At 69.9% G+C, this 17175-nt stretch carries 15 protein-coding genes; 3 read left to right on the top strand and 12 right to left on the bottom strand.

The features are described from left to right. Window position 1: 1 nt before the first annotated feature. The 5 genes from ISU10_RS08045 to ISU10_RS08025 form a co-directional block, all read right to left on the bottom strand. Entirely contained in the window at window positions 2–367 is a 366-nt protein-coding gene (locus ISU10_RS08045) for a VOC family protein (RefSeq protein WP_194695854.1), read from the bottom strand. Between the two features lie 8 nt (window positions 368–375). Continuing rightward, complete coding sequence (locus tag ISU10_RS08040) at window positions 376–1797, bottom strand: DUF1963 domain-containing protein (RefSeq protein WP_194695853.1); 1422 nt, start codon at window positions 1795–1797, stop codon at window positions 376–378. A gap of 68 nt (window positions 1798–1865) precedes the next feature. After that, a complete protein-coding gene (locus ISU10_RS08035; protein ID WP_194695852.1) occupies window positions 1866–3569 on the bottom strand; it encodes an alkaline phosphatase family protein in 1704 nt (567 codons plus the stop codon). A 143-nt stretch (window positions 3570–3712) separates the two neighbouring features. Beyond that, window positions 3713–5941, bottom strand: coding sequence for a 3-hydroxyacyl-CoA dehydrogenase NAD-binding domain-containing protein (locus ISU10_RS08030; protein ID WP_194695851.1), 2229 nt, complete (start codon window positions 5939–5941; stop codon window positions 3713–3715). 79 nt (window positions 5942–6020) lie between these two features. Then, the gene (locus ISU10_RS08025; protein WP_194695850.1) at window positions 6021–7232 is read right to left on the bottom strand and encodes an acetyl-CoA C-acetyltransferase; all 1212 of its coding nucleotides are present in this window, start codon (window positions 7230–7232) and stop codon (window positions 6021–6023) included. 27 nt (window positions 7233–7259) lie between these two features. Between ISU10_RS08025 and ISU10_RS08020 the strand changes: the two genes are divergently transcribed. Then, on the top strand, window positions 7260–8018 hold the full coding sequence (locus ISU10_RS08020) for a MerR family transcriptional regulator (protein WP_194695849.1): 759 nt from the start codon (window positions 7260–7262) through the stop codon (window positions 8016–8018). A 33-nt stretch (window positions 8019–8051) separates the two neighbouring features. Here ISU10_RS08020 and ISU10_RS08015 read toward each other — a convergent pair whose 3' ends face one another. The 6 genes from ISU10_RS08015 to ISU10_RS07990 form a co-directional block, all read right to left on the bottom strand. Then, on the bottom strand, window positions 8052–8246 hold the full coding sequence (locus tag ISU10_RS08015) for a CsbD family protein (RefSeq protein WP_194695848.1): 195 nt from the start codon (window positions 8244–8246) through the stop codon (window positions 8052–8054). 47 nt (window positions 8247–8293) lie between these two features. Beyond that, window positions 8294–9442, bottom strand: coding sequence for a CaiB/BaiF CoA transferase family protein (locus ISU10_RS08010; RefSeq protein ID WP_194695847.1), 1149 nt, complete (start codon window positions 9440–9442; stop codon window positions 8294–8296). Continuing rightward, window positions 9439–10182, bottom strand: coding sequence for an amino acid ABC transporter ATP-binding protein (locus tag ISU10_RS08005; protein WP_194695846.1), 744 nt, complete (start codon window positions 10180–10182; stop codon window positions 9439–9441). The genes ISU10_RS08010 and ISU10_RS08005 overlap by 4 nt, the downstream gene beginning before the upstream one ends. Beyond that, window positions 10179–10931, bottom strand: coding sequence for an amino acid ABC transporter permease (locus tag ISU10_RS08000; protein WP_370864978.1), 753 nt, complete (start codon window positions 10929–10931; stop codon window positions 10179–10181). The genes ISU10_RS08005 and ISU10_RS08000 overlap by 4 nt, the downstream gene beginning before the upstream one ends. Window positions 10932–11023: 92 nt before the next feature. After that, complete coding sequence (locus tag ISU10_RS07995) at window positions 11024–11935, bottom strand: ABC transporter substrate-binding protein (RefSeq protein WP_228500085.1); 912 nt, start codon at window positions 11933–11935, stop codon at window positions 11024–11026. Between the two features lie 151 nt (window positions 11936–12086). Further along, on the bottom strand, window positions 12087–12533 hold the full coding sequence (locus ISU10_RS07990) for a DUF4396 domain-containing protein (protein ID WP_194695844.1): 447 nt from the start codon (window positions 12531–12533) through the stop codon (window positions 12087–12089). A 105-nt stretch (window positions 12534–12638) separates the two neighbouring features. On the opposite strand from ISU10_RS07990, the gene ISU10_RS07985 reads away from it, so the two are divergent. Further along, window positions 12639–14705 carry an oxidoreductase gene (locus tag ISU10_RS07985; protein ID WP_194695843.1) on the top strand — a complete coding sequence of 689 codons (2067 nt, stop codon included), beginning with the start codon at window positions 12639–12641 and terminating at the stop codon, window positions 14703–14705. A gap of 123 nt (window positions 14706–14828) precedes the next feature. Here ISU10_RS07985 and ISU10_RS07980 read toward each other — a convergent pair whose 3' ends face one another. Further along, entirely contained in the window at window positions 14829–15710 is an 882-nt protein-coding gene (locus tag ISU10_RS07980) for a sulfotransferase family protein (protein ID WP_194695842.1), read from the bottom strand. Window positions 15711–15785: 75 nt separating this feature from the next. Here ISU10_RS07980 and ISU10_RS07975 point away from each other — a divergent pair, with 75 nt between their 5' ends. Then, a complete protein-coding gene (locus ISU10_RS07975; RefSeq protein ID WP_370864963.1) occupies window positions 15786–17111 on the top strand; it encodes a UDP-glucose dehydrogenase family protein in 1326 nt (441 codons plus the stop codon). The last annotated feature ends 64 nt before the right edge of the window (window positions 17112–17175 follow it).

Raw genomic sequence — 17175 nt, 5'->3', positions numbered from 1 at the left:
GTCAGTGGTTTGGGCAAGCCGACCGGTGCTGGGGACCGCCGCCTACGCCGATCTCGTTGCCGTCGGGATCGTGGTAGGTGACCTTGCGGACCCCGTTGTCGTAGGTCTCTCGCTGGGTCGGCTCGATCCCGCGCGCGGCCGCGGCCTCGACGAAGGAGCCGAGGTCGTCGACGAAGAGCGTCACGATCGCGCCGCCGGCCCGCTCCGGCTCCAGCACGGCGTACACGTAACGGTGCTCGGCCAGCGTCCAGACCCGCTCGGTGTCGTTGGGGTCGAACGACTCCAGGTCTCCGAGCAGGAGCGGGTACCACGCCAGCGCGCGTGGGAGGTCGCTCACCGGCAGTCCGACGAAGAGGTCCACGTCCATCGAGAGCCTCAGTACGCCGACGCCGTCAGCTGCACGAGGTCGAACCGACGAGCCGCGAGGTCGCCCGGCCGGATCCAGAACTGGTAGACGCTCTCGCCGAACAGGTGCCCGATCGGCTGCGACTCGGCCAGCTCCAGCAGGAGCAGCCACTCGGAGATGCGCTCCTCCGCGTCGCCCTGCACGTAGCTCGGTGCGCACAGCATCCGAGCCGTGCTCGACGCGAACGCCACCGATCCGTCGTCGGAGCGGACGCCCAGGGCATGGCGGATCCGCACGGGGTCGAGCGCCTCGGGAGGCAGGATCTCCTCGGCCAGGGGGCTGCCCGACAGCGTGGCCTCGACGGACTCGTTGACGGCCTCGGTGAGGCCGAAGAGCACCACCGCCTGGTGATCGAGGAGGAACTGCCACACCGCGTCGCGCTCCTGAGACGTCAGTGGCGTCCACGGCTCCTCGGCCTGTGCGAGCCGGGACCAGGAGTCGACGCCCTGCCGCAGCCGGGCCAGGTAGTCGACGGCCTCGGCCTCGGTCGTCTCGCCTCGCTCGACCAGGTTGTCGAGGTGCTGACGGTCGGCTTGCCGCGATGCGTGACCCATCGTGATCCGCACGGCTTGCCAGTCGTGGGGAAAGGTCGCGTACGGCCTTACCAGCGCGCCCGTGTCGTCGTAGGCGTTGTGGTGGAACCGCGACGAGACGACCGCACCCTCGATCTCCTCGAGGCGCTCGGGGACCGGGATCGTGCCGGGCCAGAAGTCGAGCTTCCCGTCGGACGACTCGTCCTCCACGCCTCTCGGCCTGCCGCCGGTGAGGAGCACGGGGTCGATGCTCCACTCGGGCAGCAGCCGAGGCCAGTCCTCGTCGCGCTGGGGCCAGACCCACGCTCGGCGGTCGGAGTAGGCGCAGGGCAGGGACGCAGGCACCTTCGCGGGCACGAAGTCGGCGAGGTCGCCGGTCTCGTAGCGCACCGACCACTTCCAGTGCGTGTGCCGGTCGAGGTCGAGGAAGACGTAGAGCATGCCGTGGTCGGGCATCAGGCCGAGCCGGCCTCGCTCGGGGATCGAGGCACAGTCCAGCTGGAGCAGGCAGTGCAACGCGCGCTCGGCGCCGTCGTCGGCGACGAAGAACGGCCACGTGAAGCCGCGCGGCACGAGAGGTACGCCGCCCCAGCGGTCGAGCGAACCGGGCCGCGGTGGGAAGTCACGGCGCAGCAGCACCGCTTGGTCGCGCGAGGCCTGCAGCGCTCTCCCGTGATCGGCCGGTGGTGGCAGCGGCGCAGCGACGAGGCCCGACTCGGATGCGGCGGAGGGCGGCAGCGGGAGATCGGTGTACGGCGACGGCTCCTTCTGAGCTTCCAGAGCACGGCCGCGCACGTAGTACATCGCCCCCACGAAGGCGCCGACCAGCACGACGAGGACCAGGACGTCGGCGATCATCGGCACCTCCCCGTCAACCCTCTGGCCCGAGCCAGGAGGTTAACGGAGAGACCGCAGGGTGCGGAGCGTTACTTGGGCAGCGGGTAGGCGACGCCGTCCATCGCAGCGGTCGGCGTGATGCCCATCGCCTTGAGGATGGTGGGCATGATGTCGACCGACCGCACGGGCGCCATGACGTCCCGGCTCCCCAGGCCTGCGCCAGCGAACACGATCGGGATCTGCTGGGCCGCACGCTGGATGCCGCCGTGGTCGCCCGCGACGGAGTACGTCGTGTTGTCGGCCAAGGTGGCGACCAGGTCGGGACCGTAGGGCGCGGCCTGGGTGTCCACCAGTTCCTGGGCGTGCTGGTCGAACCACTTGCGCTCGGCCTTGGTGGTCATCAGGTCGTAGCGGATGGGCGAGACCCGCGTGAAGTGGTCACCGTCGTTGCGCCAGACCGCGGTGACGTCCGGCATGTTCGCCATGATGGCCGCCGCCTCGTTCTTCTTGGCCGGCGACTGGTCGATCAGCCAGGTCTGGATCCCGGAGTCGTTGTAGGAGAAGCCCACGTTGTCGGTCGCGACGAGCGGCTGCAAGGAGGCCTGCGGGGTGAGGTACGCGTCGTTCTCGACGTCGCCGTAGTACCAGTTGTTGAACCCGCACTCGGCCACATTGCACACCGTGCCGTGGAAGTGCGGGTCCGTCTCGGTGCCGTTCGGCGGGGTGTGCACCGCGACCGATCCGTGGTCGGCGGTGAGCACGACGAGCGTGTTGTCGAGTTCGCCGTCCGCCTCTAGCTTGTCCATGATCCGACCGACCTGCTCATCGGCAGTCCTGGCGGCGAACTCCACGTGGGTCAGCTCGACGCCGTCGAGGCCCGTCGGACCGGGGTCGTTGACGCCGCCCCACATGTGGGCCGCCTTGTCGACGCCCGGAAGCGTGAGGAAGATGCCGCTCCAGTCCTCGTGGTCCATCACGTCGAGGGCCGCGTCGGTCGCCCAGATGTCACCACCGAGGTGCTCGTCGTTGTCGCCGACGACGTAGCGGTTGTCCGAGGTGGGGTACATGACGGCGGGCAGCTTGCCCGTGTCGTAGACCTTGTTGCGCTCGACGTAGTAGCGGCCGCCGCAGGTCGCTCCGGTGATGTACGACGGCACACCGACCCCGGTCGGGCCGCGCAGGCTGCCGTAGATGTGGCCGTCCTCGGCGCCGGTCGAGGGCTCGGGGCAGTTCGCGCTGCCGAAGGTGATGACGATGTCGCTGGCGTCGCCGCTGTACGCGTAGGCGGCGTAGACCTTCGGGCTGATCGTGGCGACCGTGCCGGTCTGGCTGAGGTAGTCGGCCAGCTTGGGGTAGCCGTAGTAGTTCTGCACGGCGTAGATCTGGTCCTTGCCCCAGTCGCTGCTGATGAACAGGTTGTCGCCCGCGTTCGTGGGCTTGGCGTCGGGCAGGATGTTGTCGACGTCGCGGTAGCCCTCGGTCGTCCAGCCGGTGTGCTTGGGCAGCAGGCCCGAGGTGATCACGTTGTGGGTCACCACCGTCACCGAGCCGGTGTGTCCCAGGTAGCCGTTGGGCGTGTCGACGTAGTCGGCCATCAGCTTCTTGACGTTCGCCATGTCGTACTTGTCGACGATCTCCTTGCTGAGTGCGTCGACGACGATGATGACGACCTTGGTCGGCTTGGTGCGTGGCGCCGCCTGCGCCGCTCCACCGGCGTTGAGCCCGGCGGCTGCCAGCGCGATGGACGCGCCGGCTATCAGGACCGAGAGAAGTGGACGTGCACGACGAGCCATGTTGGATTCCCTCCCCTGGCGCGGCTCCCACCGCCGCGACCGTGTGGCGAAACCTAGTGGCGTTTACCTTCGCGCGATAGCGCCGTTGCGCACACCGCAACCCCGTGCGCAACAGGCAATCGCACCCGCCTCCTGAAGCGTCCTCAAGCGGGGAAGGACTCGTCCCTGTCGGCGAGGCCGCGCAGGTAGGCCGACGGCCGGAAGCGCTCGCCGTACGTGTCGGCCAGCTCGTCGGCACGGTAGACGAACTCCTTGAGCCCGACCGCTCCGGACGCGGCCTGGTAGCCGGTCATGAACTGCGCGGCACCGCCGGTGTTGGGCGGGAAGCCGATCCCCATGATCGAGCCGATGTTGGCGGCGGCGGCCGAGGTGAGCACACCCTCCTCGAAGCACTTGGCGGTCTCGAGCGCCTCGAGGAACAGCATGCGGTCCTTGACGTCTCGGAAGGGCACGGCCCCTTCGGGATCAGGGTTCGGTGGGAACTCCTCGGCCAGGCCCGGCCAGATCCGGGTGCGGGCGCCGCTCTCGTCGTACTCGTAGAAGCCGGCGCCCTTGAGCCGCGAGGGTCGGCCCAGCGCGACCATGCGCTCGACGACCTTGTCGCCGGGGTGCGGGGTGTAGTCGAGCCCGTCGCGCGCGGCGGCGTCCGCGGTCGCCTTGGCGATCTTGGTCATCAGCTCCATGTTGAGCTCGTCGGAGAGCTGGAGCGGGCCGACCGGGTAGCCGGACTGCGTGGCGGCCCGCTCGATCGACATCGGGTGCACGCCCTCGGCGAGCATCGAGAGGCCCTCGTTGATCATGAAGCCGATGACGCGCGAGGTGTAGAAGCCCCTGCTGTCATTGACGACGATGGGCGTCTTGCGGATCTGCTGCACCACGTCGTAGGCCTTGGCCAAGGCGGCGTCGGAGGTCTGCTTGCCCTTGATGATCTCGACCAACGGCATCTTGTCGACGGGGCTGAAGAAGTGCAGACCGATGAAGTCGGCCGGCCGGTCGACACCGGTGGCGAGCTCGGTGATCGGCAGCGTCGAGGTGTTGGAGCACAGCAGTGCGTCGGCGTTGACGTGCGCGGCCACCTCGGCGAAGACCTGGTGCTTGAGGGTCGGGTCCTCGAACACCGCCTCGATCACCAGGTCGCAGCCGGCCAGGTCGGCAGGGTCCGCGGTCGGCGTGATGCGGGCCAGGAGCTCGGCCTTCTTCTCCTCGGTCGACTTGCCGCGCGAGATGGCCTTGTCGAGCAGCTTCTCGGAATAGGCCTTGCCCCGCTCGGCCGCCTCGAGCGAGACATCCTTCAGCACGACGTCCATGCCGGATCGCGCGCAGGAGTAGGCGATGCCCGCACCCATCATCCCGGCGCCGAGCACGGCGACCTTGGTGGCCCGGAAGGTGTCGTAGCCCTGGGGGCGGAGCCTGCCGGCGTTGATCGCCTGCAGGTCGAACCAGAACGCCTGGATCATGTTCTTGGAGTTCTGGCCGACGATCAGGCTGGTGATGTAGCGCGTCTCGATGCGCAACGCGGTGTCGATGTCGACCGACGCGCCCTCCACCGAAGCGGACAGGATCGCGCGCTGCGCCGGGTAGTCGGCCCCCTTGGTCTGCTGGCGAAGAAGTGCGGGGAAAGCCGGCAGGAACGCCGCCAGCGCGGGGGACTTCGGCGAGCCGCCGGGCATCTTGTAGCCCGGGCGGTCCCACGGGCTCAGTGCGGCTTCGGCATCGTCGCGGTGGTCGAGGATCCACTGCTTGGCAGCCGGGAGGAGCTCCTCACGGGTGGCGACCAGCTCGTGCACCAGACCCTTCTTGAGGGCGTCCGCGGGCTTGTAGCGCGTGCCCTGGAGCAGCACGTCCATGAGTGCGCTCTGGATGCCGAGCATGCGCGTGACACGGGTGACGCCTCCGGCGCCGGGCAGCAGGCCGAGTGATGCCTCGGGCAGGCCGACCTCGGCCCTCGGGTCGTCGACGACGATGCGGTGCTGGGCGAGCAGCGTGATCTCGTAGCCGCCGCCGAGCGCTGCGCCGTTGATGGCGGCCACCACTGGCTTGGGCAGCTTCTCCAGCCGCCGCATGTCGGCCTTCATGGCCTCGACCTCTGCGAACAGGACGGGCGCATCCTCCGGCCGGGCCTGCGACATCAGCGAGAGGTTGCCGCCGGCGAAGAAGGTCTTCTTGGCGCTGGTCACCACGACACCGGTGATCGAGTCCGGGTCGGCCGCCAGCTCGTCGTAGAGCCGGTTGACCGCGACCTTGAACGAGCTCTGGAACAGCTCGTTCATGGTGTTGGCGCTGGCCGTCGGGTCGTCGAGGGTCAAGGTGACGATGCCGTCGGCGTCCTTGTCGTAGCGCACGGCGGTCTGCTGGTCGGTGCTGGTTGTCATCAGTGACTCCTGGTGGAGAGCCCGCTGGTTGAGGAGGTCGCGCAGCGACCGTCTCGAAACCCGCGGGCGGGGCGAGTGGTCAGACGATCTCGACGACGGTGGCAATCCCCATCCCGCCGCCGACACACAACGTCGCGAGGCCGCGGCGCAGGTCGCGGCGCTGGAGCTCGTCGATGAGCGTGCCGAGGATCATCGCTCCGGTGGCGCCGAGGGGGTGGCCCATGGCGATCGAGCCGCCGTTGACGTTGGTGACCTCGTGGCTGATGCCCATGTCCTTGATGAAGCGCATCGCGACGGCCGCGAAGGCCTCGTTCATCTCCCACAGGTCGATGTCGTCGACGTCGAGGCCGGCCTTGGCCAGCGCCTTGCGTGATGCGGGAGCGGGGCCGGTGAGCATGATCGTGGGGTCGGCGCCGGAGACGGCGACCGAGAGGATGCGGGCCCGTGGCGTCAGGCCGAGCTCGCTCCCGACCGCCTCGTTGCCGATCGCCATCACCGCGGCACCGTCGACGATGCCCGAGGAGTTGCCGGCGTGGTGCACGTGGTCGATGCGCTCGACCCAGTGGTACTTCTCCAAGGCGACGTCGTCGAACCCGGCGTCGCGGCCGATGTCGGCGAACGACGGCTTGAGCCCGGCCAGCCCCTCGACGCTGGTGTCGGGGCGGACCAGCTCGTCGTGGTCGAGGATGACCAGACCGTTGAGGTCCTTGACCGGGGCGACCGACTCCGCGAAGTAGCCGTTGGCCCAGGCCTTGGCCGCGCGGTGGTGCGACTCGGCGGCGTAGGCATCGACGTCCTCACGGCTCCAGCCCTCGAGCGTGGCGATCAGGTCGGCGCCGATGCCCTGGGGCACGAAGCCGGTGGTCAGCGCGGTGGCCGGGTCGGCTGCCCACGCACCGCCGTCGGATCCCATCGGCACCCGGCTCATCGACTCGACACCGCCGGCCAGGATCAGGTCCTCGAAGCCCGAGCGCACGCGCGCAGCGGCCTGGTTGACCGCCTCGAGGCCGCTGGCGCAGAAGCGGTTGAGCTGGACGCCGGCCACGGTCTCGGGAAAGCCGGAGGCGAGCGCGGCGGTCTTGGCGATGTCGCCGCCCTGTTCGCCCAGTGGCGACACGACACCGAGCACGACGTCGTCGACGCGTCCCGGGTCGAGGCTCGGGTTGCGGGCCTTGATCTCGTCGAGGACGCCGACGATCAGGTCGATCGGCTTGGTCTCGTGGAGTGCACCGACCGCCTTGCCTTTGCCACGCGGAGTACGGACGTGGTCGTACACGAATGCTTCGGCCATACCTGGGATTGTGACACTCTTACTGTCATGGTGGTCAACGACAAGGGTGTGGATGCGGTCACACCTCCCCCCGAGTGGCCCCCGGACTGGCTCAGCTTGGACGAGCTCACCGACCGGGTCGGCATGTCGGTGCGCAACATCCGGTTCTACAGCTCACGCGGCCTGGTGCCGCCGCCGATCCGCCGCGGCCGGTCGGGCTTCTACACCGCCGACCACGTGGCGCGGCTCGAGCTGGTGCAGGACCTGCAGAGCCACGGGTTCACCCTTGCTGCCATCGAGAAGTACGTCGCGGGCATCCCCGAGACCGCGACGCCCGGCGACATCGCGCTGCACCGCACGATGCTCGCTCCCTGGCAGACCGAACCTCCCGCGCAGATGACCCGCGAGGAGCTCGACACCCGCGCGGGACGCGCACTGAGCGCTGATGACCTCGCCGTCTTGACCACCCTCGGGGTGGTGACGCCGGCCGGACACGGCCGCTACCGCGTCGCGGTCGCCCACCTCTCGGTCGGGATCGGCCTGCTCGACAACGGCTTCCCACCCGAGGCCGCGAAGGCCGCCGCAGAGGTGTACGCCGCCCACGGACGCGCCGTGGCCGAGGAGCTCTACGCGGTGTTCAAGAAGCTCGTCTGGCCGGCGTACAAGGAGTCCGGCGCGCCGCCCGAGACCCTGCGCGACGTGGTCGAGCGACTCAAGCCGCTGTCCATCGCGTCGCTGGTGACGGCGTACGAGGTGGCCATGGACGACACCAAGAGAGAAGGCATCGCCCGCCGTACCCAGCGCTGATCACGAGGCGCTTCGGTGGTCGAGGCGCTTGGCCTACTTCTTGAACGCGTCCTTGACGTCGGCGGCGGCGTCCTTGACCTTCTCGCCGGCCTGCTTGACGTTGGCCTCGGACTGGTCGGCCTTGCCCTCAGTCTCGAGGCTCTCGTTGCCGGTGGCGTCGCCGACCTCTTCCTTGACCTTGCCTGCGGCCTCTTCGGCCTTGTTCTGAATCTTGTCGTCGAATCCCATACCGCCACCATCGCAGCCAGAGGGGTACGCCACCCCACCCCGTTGGGCTAGATCTGGACCGCGGCCCCCGACGCCAGCAGCGCCTCGACGTCCTCGATCCCCCAGGCGGTCAGCGCCTCGACGGTGTCGGCGCCGGCGCGCTCGGGCGGCGGACTCCCCAGACCGGCCGGTGTGCGCGAGAACCGCGGCGCGGGGGCGGGCTCCAGACCGCGGCCCCGGTCGACGTACGTCGCCCGCTCGGCGAGGTGGGGATGTGCGGCCGCCTCGGTCGGCGTCAGCACGGGGGCGACGCAGGCATCGGTGCCCTCGAACACCGCCGTCCAGTCCGCCAGCGAGCGGGTCGCGATGGTGGCGGCGAACAGCTCCCGCAGCGCCGGGTAGTTGGCGGGGTCGTCGCGGTCCGGAGCCGACTCGCGCAGCCCGAGCCCGTCGAGCAGGGCGGCGTAGAACTGCGGCTCGAGCGCGCCCACGGCCAGGTGTCGTCCGTCGGCGGTCTCGTAGATGTCGTAGTACGGCGCGCCCCCGTCGAGCAGGTTCGAGGTACGCCGCTCCGTGGCCAGGCCCATCGCCCGGTGGCTGGCCCCCATCAGGTCGAGGTGGGCGGCTCCGTCCACGATCGCCGCGTCGACGACCTGGCCCTGACCCGACGCACGCGCCCCGTGCAGGGCCGCGAGCAAGCCGATCACCAGGTAGGTCGATCCGCCTCCGAAGTCGCCCAGCAGGTTGGTGGGGAAGTGCGGTCGCGACGGGTCCTGGCCGAGTCCGTGCAGGACGCCGCTGACCGCGAGGTAGGAGATGTCATGGCCCGCCGAGGACGCCAGCGGACCGGTCTGGCCCCAGCCCGTCATCCGGCCGTAGACCAGGCGCGGGTTGCGAATCAGGCAGTCGTCCGGCCCGAGTCCGAGACGCTCGGTGACGCCCGGGCGCAGCCCTTCGACCAGGAGGTCGGCCGACTCCACGAGCCGCAGCACGGTCGCGACGGCGCCGGGGTGCTTGAGGTCGAGCGTCACGCTCGGGCGGCCCCGGGTCAGGAAGTCACGCGGCCCGACGAGCGGCTGACCTCCGGGCCGGTCGATCCGGATCACGTCGGCGCCCAGGTCGGCCAGGATCGTGCAGGCGTGGGGGCCGGGACCCAGGCCGGCGAGCTCGACGACGCGTACGCCGCGCAACGGCCCCGTGCCCTGCCCCAGGCTCATGTCGGCAGCACTCGCCTGAGGAACTGCCGCGTCCGTTCCTCGCGCGGCGACTCGAAGATCTCGGCGGGCGTGCCCTGCTCGAGGATCGCGCCGTCGTGGAGGAAGCAGACCTTGGTCGCCACGTCGCGGGCGAAGCTCATCTCGTGGGTGGCCAGCACCATCGTCGTCCCCTCGCCGGCCAGGTGTCGCATGATCTCCAGCACCTCGCCCGTCAGCTCGGGGTCGAGCGCGGCCGTCACCTCGTCGAGCAGCAGCAGCGCGGGGTCGGTGGCAATGGCACGCGCCATCGCGACCCGCTGCTGCTGACCCCCCGAGAGGCGGTCGGGGTGCTCGTCGGCCTTGTCGGCCAGGCCGAAGGACTCCAGCAGCTCGCGCGCCCTCGCCTCCGCGGCGGTGCTGTCGACGCCGTGCACCTTGCGCGGGGCCAGCGTCAGGTTCTCGAGCACCGACAGGTGGGGGAAGAGGTTGTAGGCCTGGAAGACCACGCCCATCCGGCGGCGTACGGCGCGAGCGTCGACCCGTGGGTCGGAGATCTCCTGGCCCTCGAACCAGATCGAGCCGTCGTCGATGTCCTCGAGCAGGTCCAGGCAGCGCAGCAACGTGGACTTGCCGGAGCCGGACGAGCCGATCAGGCAGACGACGTCGTGCGGTTGGACCACCAGGTCGATGTCGCGCAGCACGACCTTGTCGCCGTAGGTCTTGCGGACGTTCTCGGTGCGCAGCAGCGCCGTGTCGCTCATCGCGCACCCGCCCTCTCGCGACGCATCATCCGACGCCCCAGCCAGTCGGTGAACCTGGCCAGCGGCACGGTCAGCGCGACGAACAGCACCGCGACCACGACGAACGGCGTGTAGTTGAAGTTGTAGAGGCCGTAGTCCTGCGCGGTGAAGACCGCCTCGAAGACGAAGATCGACGACAGCAGCGCGGTGTCCTTCTGCAAGGAGATGAAGTCGTTGAGCAGCGGCGGTACGACGCGTCGCGTCGCCTGCGGCAGCACGACGTGCCGCATCGCCTGGCCGTTGGAGAGCCCCAGGGCGGTGGCGCTGGCGACCTGCGAGGGATGGATGGAGTCGATGCCCGCGCGGAAGACCTCGGCGACGTAGGCGCCGTAGGACAGCACGAGTGCGAAGGTGCCGAGCCAGAAGGTGTCGGTGGGCACGCCTTGCAGCTCCAGGGCCGGCAGCCCCAGCCCGCACAGCAGGACGACCAGCAGGGTCGGCACGCCGCGGAACAGGTCGGTGTAGACGACCGCGATCAGCCGCAGCGGGAACAGGGCTGCCGACGTCGTGGACCGCACGACCGCGACGAGTACGCCGATCAGCAGGATCAGGGGCTCGGCGATCAGGAAGCTCGCGACGTTCTTGCCGAACCCCTTCCAGACCGCCGGGAAGGCGGCCCGGGCGTGGCTCCAGTCGAAGAACGTCGCCTTGACCCGCGGCCAACCCGGCGAGGTGACGACCACCACGGCCAGCACGCCGAGCACGACCACCGTCGCCAAGGTGGCCACTGTGGCCGAACGCCGCCTCAGCCGGCGGCGTACGGCGTCGCGCTCGACTTGTCGAGGGCTGGGACTCCAAGCGGTCAGGGCGTGAGCTCCGGGACGTCGACCACGTCGGAGAGCCACTGCTGCTCGATCGAGTCGAGGGTGCCGTCCTCGGTGAGTGCGGCCAGGGCCTGGTTGACGCACTCGACGAGCGGGGAGCCCTTCTCGAAGAGCATCCCGAACTCCTCCTGCTCACCGGTCTCGGGCTGGAACTGCCCGACGATGGTGCCCTTCGGGATCTCCACCGCGGTGATGTAGAACGCCGTCGGCAGGTCGGCCAGGATCCCGTCGACCTGGCCGTTGAGCAGCGCCTGCTTGGCCGCGCTGGTGTCCTTGAAGACGACCGGGTCGGAGTCGGGCTGGATCACGTCGCGGATCGCGGTCAGCGAGGTGGTGCCGGTCTGGGCGCCGAGCTTGAGGCCCTTGAGCTGGGCGACGCTGCTGACGCCCTCGGCGTTGTCGCCCTTGAGCATGATCACGGCCTGCGACGCGGCGTAGTAGCCGTCGGAGAAGTCGACGACCTTCGCCCGGGCTGCCGAGATCGAGATCTGGTTGATGTCGAAGTCGAACTTCTTCGGACCCGGCGCGTACGACGAGTTGAACGGCACCTTGGTCCACGTCACCGCATCGCTGGCGAAGCCGAGCTTCTCGGCGACGGCGTAGGCGACCGCGGACTCGAAGCCCTTGCCGTTGGTCGGGTCGTTGTCGGAGAACCACGGGTCGTAGGCCGGCGAGTCGGTGCCGATGGTCAACGTGCCGGGCGTCTTGACCTTGTCTGCGGCACAGGCCGCCGGGTCGACCTCTGGTGGAGCGCTGCTCTCCGAGGACGACTCCGTCGGGGTCGGTTCGTCACCTCCCCCGGCGGTGCTGCTGTCGACGGGCGCGCAGCCCAAGGCGAGGAAGAGGACGGGGGCCATCCCGAGGGCCAGCAGCTGACGCCGGATGTGCATGGACGGATAGTAGACGTCTCCTGCTGACTTACCTGTCAGTGGACCGGGGGGGCGACGGATTCCCCGGACATCCGGGGAATCTGGCACTTGCGACCCGAGAGGCCGGTCGAGACGCCCTCGGCGCCAGCCGTTGGGGTCACAGAGCTCGCACTCAGTGGTGGCCGTGCATCTCGTGGACGACGGCGTGACCCTTGCCGCGGCCGATCATCCAGCGGTTGACCGGGACGGTGACGACGAACGCGATCGCGAGCGCCGCGGCCAGCGACCACCAGAACAGGGCCGAGCTCAAGGTCGCCTCCATGGCGCCGGGCACGAGCACCAAGAAGGCGTTGTCGACGACCTCCATCACGGCGATCGAGACGGTGTCGGCCGCCAGGGCGGCACTTACCGCGGCACCCACTCCGAGGCCGGCCCGCCGCACGGAGCTGAAGGTCAGCAGGTAGCCGAAGAAGAACGCCAGCGCGATCGCCAGCACCACGCTCGGCAACGTCGACCAGCCCCACCAGGTCGCGAGCACCATGCCCAGTACCTCGCCGATCGCACAGCCGGTCAGGCAGTGCAGGGTCGCGCTGATCGCCGTACGCCACGTGCTGTCCATGTCCCCACCATATACCCCCTGGGGGTATAGAGGCCAGCACGGGTGAGGAGGCTCACGCCACGCACCTCCTACTACTCGCCGGTAACTTCGGCCACACTGGCCCGCGTGAGCCCCTACCCTCACCTGCTCGAGCCCGTCACCCTTGGCGACCTGACGCTGCGCAACCGCGTGGTGATGGGGTCGATGCACACCGGTCTGGAGGACCGGCCGTGGGACCTGCCCAAGCTCACGGCGTACTTCGCCGAGCGCGCTCGCGGGGGCGTCGGACTGATGATCACCGGCGGCTACTCGCCCACCAAGCGCGGCTGGCTCAAGCCCTTCGCCGCCGAGATGACCACCCGCCTGCAGGCGATGCGGCACCGCGACCTGACCGAGACGGTGCACGCCGAGGGTGGCGCGATCGCCCTGCAGGTGCTGCACGCAGGCCGTTACGCCTACCACCCGTTCAGCGTCAGCGCGTCGAGCAAGAAGTCCCCGATCACGCCGTTTCGGCCCAGCGCCTTGTCGACCAAGGGCGTGGACGCCACCGCGACCGCGTTCGCGCGGTCGGTCGCGCTGGCCCGGAAGGCCGGCTACGACGCCGTCGAGATCATGGGGTCGGAGGGCTACCTGATCAACCAGTTCCTCGCCGCCCGCACCAACGACCGGACCGACGAGTGGGGCGGTACGGCGAGCAAGCGGATGCGCTTCGCCGTCGAGATCGTCAGGCGGAGCCGGGAGCTGGTGCCTGAAGGCTTCCCGATCATCTACCGGATCTCGCTGCTCGACCTCGTCGAGGACGGCCAGACCTGGGACGAGGTCGTCGAGCTCGCCCACCTCCTCGAGGACGCCGGCGTGACGGTGCTCAACACCGGCATCGGCTGGCACGAGGCCAGGGTGCCGACGATCATCACGCAGGTACCTCCCGGCGCCTGGCGCTCGCTGACGGCCCGGCTCAAGGCCGAGGTCTCGGTGCCGGTCTGCGCGTCCAACCGGATCAACTCTCCCGAGATGGCCGAGGACATCGTGGCCACGGGCGGCGCCGACCTGGTCTCGATGGCCCGGCCGCTGCTGGCCGATCCCGACTTCGTGAACAAGGCCGCCGCCGACCGCGCCGACGAGATCAACACCTGCATCGCCTGCAACCAGGCCTGTCTCGACCAGGTCTTCGCCAACCAGCACGCCACCTGCCTGGTCAACCCGCGGGCCTGCCGGGAGACGTCGCTGGTGTTGCTGCCGCTCCCGACGTCCATCCGTGGTCGAGCCGACGCGAAGGACGTGCGGCGCGTCGAGACCCCGCGCGTCGCCGTGGTCGGCGCCGGACCTGCCGGTCTCGCGGCCGCCGTCTCCGCGGCCGAACGCGGCTTCGCGGTCACCTTGTTCGAGAAGGCCGACGCCATCGGAGGGCAGTTCCGGTTGGCGATGGCCGTGCCGGGCAAGGAGGACTTCGCCGAGACGCTGCGCTACTACGGGCGGCGCCTGGAGGTGCTCGGCGTCGACGTACGCCTCGGCCTCGAGGCCGGGCTCGCCGATCTCGCCCTGTACGACGACGTCATCGTCGCGACCGGGGTCGAGCCCCGGATGCCCGACCTCGACGGGATCGACCACCCCTGCGTCGCGTCGTACGCCGACGTGCTCAGCGGCCGCGTCGTGCCGGGTCGGCGGGTGGCCGTCGTCGGCGCCGGCGGCATCGGCGTCGACGTGTCGCACTTCTTGGTGCACGACCCGGCCGACGGCTTCGACGACTGGATGGCGCACTGGGGCGTGGGCGACCCGGCGGTCCACCCCGGCGGCCTCACCGAACCCAAGCCACGTACGCCGATGCGCGAGGTCACCCTGCTCCAGCGCAAGAGCACCCCGATCGGCATCGGCCTCGGCAAGACCTCCGGCTGGGCGCACCGCGCCGTGCTCAAGCAGTCGGGGGTGCGCCTGGTGACCGGCGTGACCTACGACCGCATCGACGACGAGGGCCTCCACGTGCGCGTCGACGGCGAGCCCACGACGTACGCCGTCGACACCGTCGTCATCTGCGCCGGCCAGGAGTCGGTGCGCGGGTTGTACGACGGCCTGGTCGGCACCGGCATCCAGGGTCAGTCAGCCGCCCGCTGGCTCATCGGCGGTGCCGACGTCGCTGCCGAGCTCGACGCCAAACGCGCGATCGAGCAAGGTACGCGCGTGGCTGCCGGCCTCTGACCCGGGCCCCCCGGACATGTAACGCGGGGTTATCGCTTCCTCCCACGCGTCGCGACGCTTGGCCAGATGGGATAACCCCGCGTTACAAGGGCGGTTGGCGAGGCGGGGCGGGGCGGGGCGGGGCTACGCGAGCAGACCGGCCTTCTTGGCCAGCTTCTCGGCGAGCTCGGCGGGGTCGAGGGTGCCGGCGAGGATGCGGGAGGTCGCCCAGCGGCCGGTGTCGATGCCGGAGAGCTTCTCGAACAGCGGGAGGTCGGGCGCGAACCGGTCGGCCAGGCGCTGCATGTCGTCGGCCGTCGGGGGGCGCGCCTGGACCGACGGACTCGCGTTCTTGGCCTGCGATGCCGGCGGGTCCAGGAACCGGCTGATGCCGAGGAAGTCGGTCAGGGTGTCGAGCAGCCGGTCGCGGTCGGTGACGACGTCGATGAAGTCGAGCAGCAGCCAGCGCGACCGGTCGGGGTAGACCTCGAAGGCGCGCTCGAGCTGGGCGCCGTACAGCCCGCGGGTCACCAGCGCGCGTTTGCGGAGATCGCCGGGCTGCCAGCCCTCGGGGATGCGGTCGGGCAGCGTCTCGAAGGGGTCTTGCGCGATCGCCTCGGCGAACTGCGGGAAGCCCTCGTGGCGTGCGTAGTCCATCTGCCACTGCGAGAAGGCCCGCTCGATCGGATCGCGAAAGCTCGCGATCAGCCGCATGTCGGGGCTGTAGCGGTGCATCCGGTCGAGTGCCTGGGGCCAGAACAGGTACGCCGGCGTGTAGTCACCGGCGAGCCGCTGCTGGGGAGTACGCCGCGGGGAGACGTAGGCCGAGTAGTCCGGGTTCTCCCAGTCCAGGAACTCCTTGTCGAAGAAGTGCCGCTCCTTGCGCGGGCCGCGCGAGACGTGACGGTGACGCAGGAGGTAGAAGGCGATCGTGCTGGTGGCGGCCTTCTGGACGCCTACCAGAGCAAAGGAGATCGGGATGGTCCCGGAAGTGTCCGTCGACGAATTCGGTGGCAGGACACCCATGCGCGGCAGTGTCTCACAGCCTGATCGACCGCCTTCGGCAGCGGTCGCGGCCTCCTCCTCCTAGGGTTGGCTCCCGTGAGGACGACGACGATCGGCTGTGGCTACCTCGGCGCCACCCACGCGGCCTGCATGGCCGAGCTCGGCTACGACGTGCTCGGCGTCGAGGTCGACCCCGACAAGCTGGCCATGCTGCGGGAGGGCAGGGCGCCGGTCTATGAGGCCGGGCTCGACGAGATGCTGGCGCGCCACGTCGCTTCCGGGAGGCTGCGGTTCACCGACTCCTACGAGGAGGCCGGCGCCTTCGGCGAGATCCACTTCCTGTGCCTGGGCACCCCCCAGCGCAGCGACGGCCTGGGGGCCGACACCAGCCAGGTCGAGTACGCCGTGCGCACCCTCGCCCCGCACCTCACCGGCTCACCGCTGGTCGTCGGCAAGTCGACCGTGCCGGTCGGCACGGCTGCGCGGATGGCCGCGCTCCTCACCGAGCTGACACCGAGCGGCGTCGAGGCCGAGCTGGCCTGGAACCCCGAGTTCCTGCGGGAGGCCCACGGGGTCGACGACACGTTGCGACCCGACCGCCTGGTGTTCGGCGTACGCAGCGATGCGGCCGAGAAGCGGCTGCGCGAGTTCTACGCGCCGGTCATCGACCTCGGCGTCAACGGGGCAACGCCGGTGGTGGTGACCGACTACGCGACCGCCGAGCTGGTCAAGGTGACGGCCAACTCCTTCCTGGCCACCAAGATCTCCTTCATCAATGCCGTCGCCGAGGTCTGCGAGGTGGCCGGGGCCGACGTCGTGGCGCTCGCCGACGCGATCGGGTACGACGACCGGATCGGCCGGAAGATGCTCGGCGCAGGCGTCGGGTTCGGTGGCGGCTGCCTGCCCAAGGACCTACGCGCCTTCCAGCACCGCGCCGGCGAGCTCGGCGTCGAGGACGTGATGAGCCTGCTCGGCGAGGTCGACGCCATCAACGCCCACCAGCGAGAGCGCACTGTGCAGATCGCCAAGGGAATGCTCGGGCGCAGCCTGCGGGGCGCACGGATCGCGGTCTGGGGTGCGGCGTTCAAGCCCGGCACCGACGACGTACGTGATTCACCGGCGCTGGCGATCGCCGGCCAGCTGCACCTGCGCGGTGCCCAGGTCACGGTGTTCGACCCGAAGGCCGGTCGGACCGCGCGCGCGGCGTACCCGACGATGAGCTACGCCGAGGGCGCCGTCGAGGCCTGCCGCGATGCGGACCTGGTGCTGCACATGACGGAGTGGCCGGAGTTCCGCGAGGTCGACGTCGACCGGGTCACCGAGGTCGTCGCCCACCGACGTCTGCTCGACGGTCGCAATGTGTTGGACCTCCAGGCCTGGCGCAACGCGGGCTGGACGGCTCGCGGCCTCGGTCGCCTCTAGCGCCACTCGCAGGTTGAGGAGGTTGCGCAGCAACCGTCTCGAAACCTCCCACGTCAGCAGACAT

Source organism: Nocardioides agariphilus, assembly GCF_015352445.1.
Lineage (GTDB): Bacteria > Actinomycetota > Actinomycetes > Propionibacteriales > Nocardioidaceae > Nocardioides > Nocardioides agariphilus.
Note: the sequence above shows the minus strand (reverse complement) of the source record. Positions and strands in the feature narration are given on the sequence as shown.

Bases quoted from the DNA above. Each gene is read 5' to 3' on its own strand.
- ISU10_RS08045 (WP_194695854.1), bottom strand. From the start codon at position 367: ATGGACGTGGACCTCTTCGTCGGACTGCCGGTGAGCGACCTCCCACGC.
- ISU10_RS08040 (WP_194695853.1), bottom strand. From the start codon at position 1,797: ATGATCGCCGACGTCCTGGTCCTCGTCGTGCTGGTCGGCGCCTTCGTG.
- ISU10_RS08035 (WP_194695852.1), bottom strand. From the start codon at position 3,569: ATGGCTCGTCGTGCACGTCCACTTCTCTCGGTCCTGATAGCCGGCGCG.
- ISU10_RS08030 (WP_194695851.1), bottom strand. From the start codon at position 5,941: ATGACAACCAGCACCGACCAGCAGACCGCCGTGCGCTACGACAAGGAC.
- ISU10_RS08025 (WP_194695850.1), bottom strand. From the start codon at position 7,232: ATGGCCGAAGCATTCGTGTACGACCACGTCCGTACTCCGCGTGGCAAA.
- ISU10_RS08020 (WP_194695849.1), top strand. From the start codon at position 7,260: ATGGTGGTCAACGACAAGGGTGTGGATGCGGTCACACCTCCCCCCGAG.
- ISU10_RS08015 (WP_194695848.1), bottom strand. From the start codon at position 8,246: ATGGGATTCGACGACAAGATTCAGAACAAGGCCGAAGAGGCCGCAGGC.
- ISU10_RS08010 (WP_194695847.1), bottom strand. From the start codon at position 9,442: ATGAGCCTGGGGCAGGGCACGGGGCCGTTGCGCGGCGTACGCGTCGTC.
- ISU10_RS08005 (WP_194695846.1), bottom strand. From the start codon at position 10,182: ATGAGCGACACGGCGCTGCTGCGCACCGAGAACGTCCGCAAGACCTAC.
- ISU10_RS07995 (WP_228500085.1), bottom strand. From the start codon at position 11,935: ATGCACATCCGGCGTCAGCTGCTGGCCCTCGGGATGGCCCCCGTCCTC.
- ISU10_RS07990 (WP_194695844.1), bottom strand. From the start codon at position 12,533: ATGGACAGCACGTGGCGTACGGCGATCAGCGCGACCCTGCACTGCCTG.
- ISU10_RS07980 (WP_194695842.1), bottom strand. From the start codon at position 15,710: ATGGGTGTCCTGCCACCGAATTCGTCGACGGACACTTCCGGGACCATC.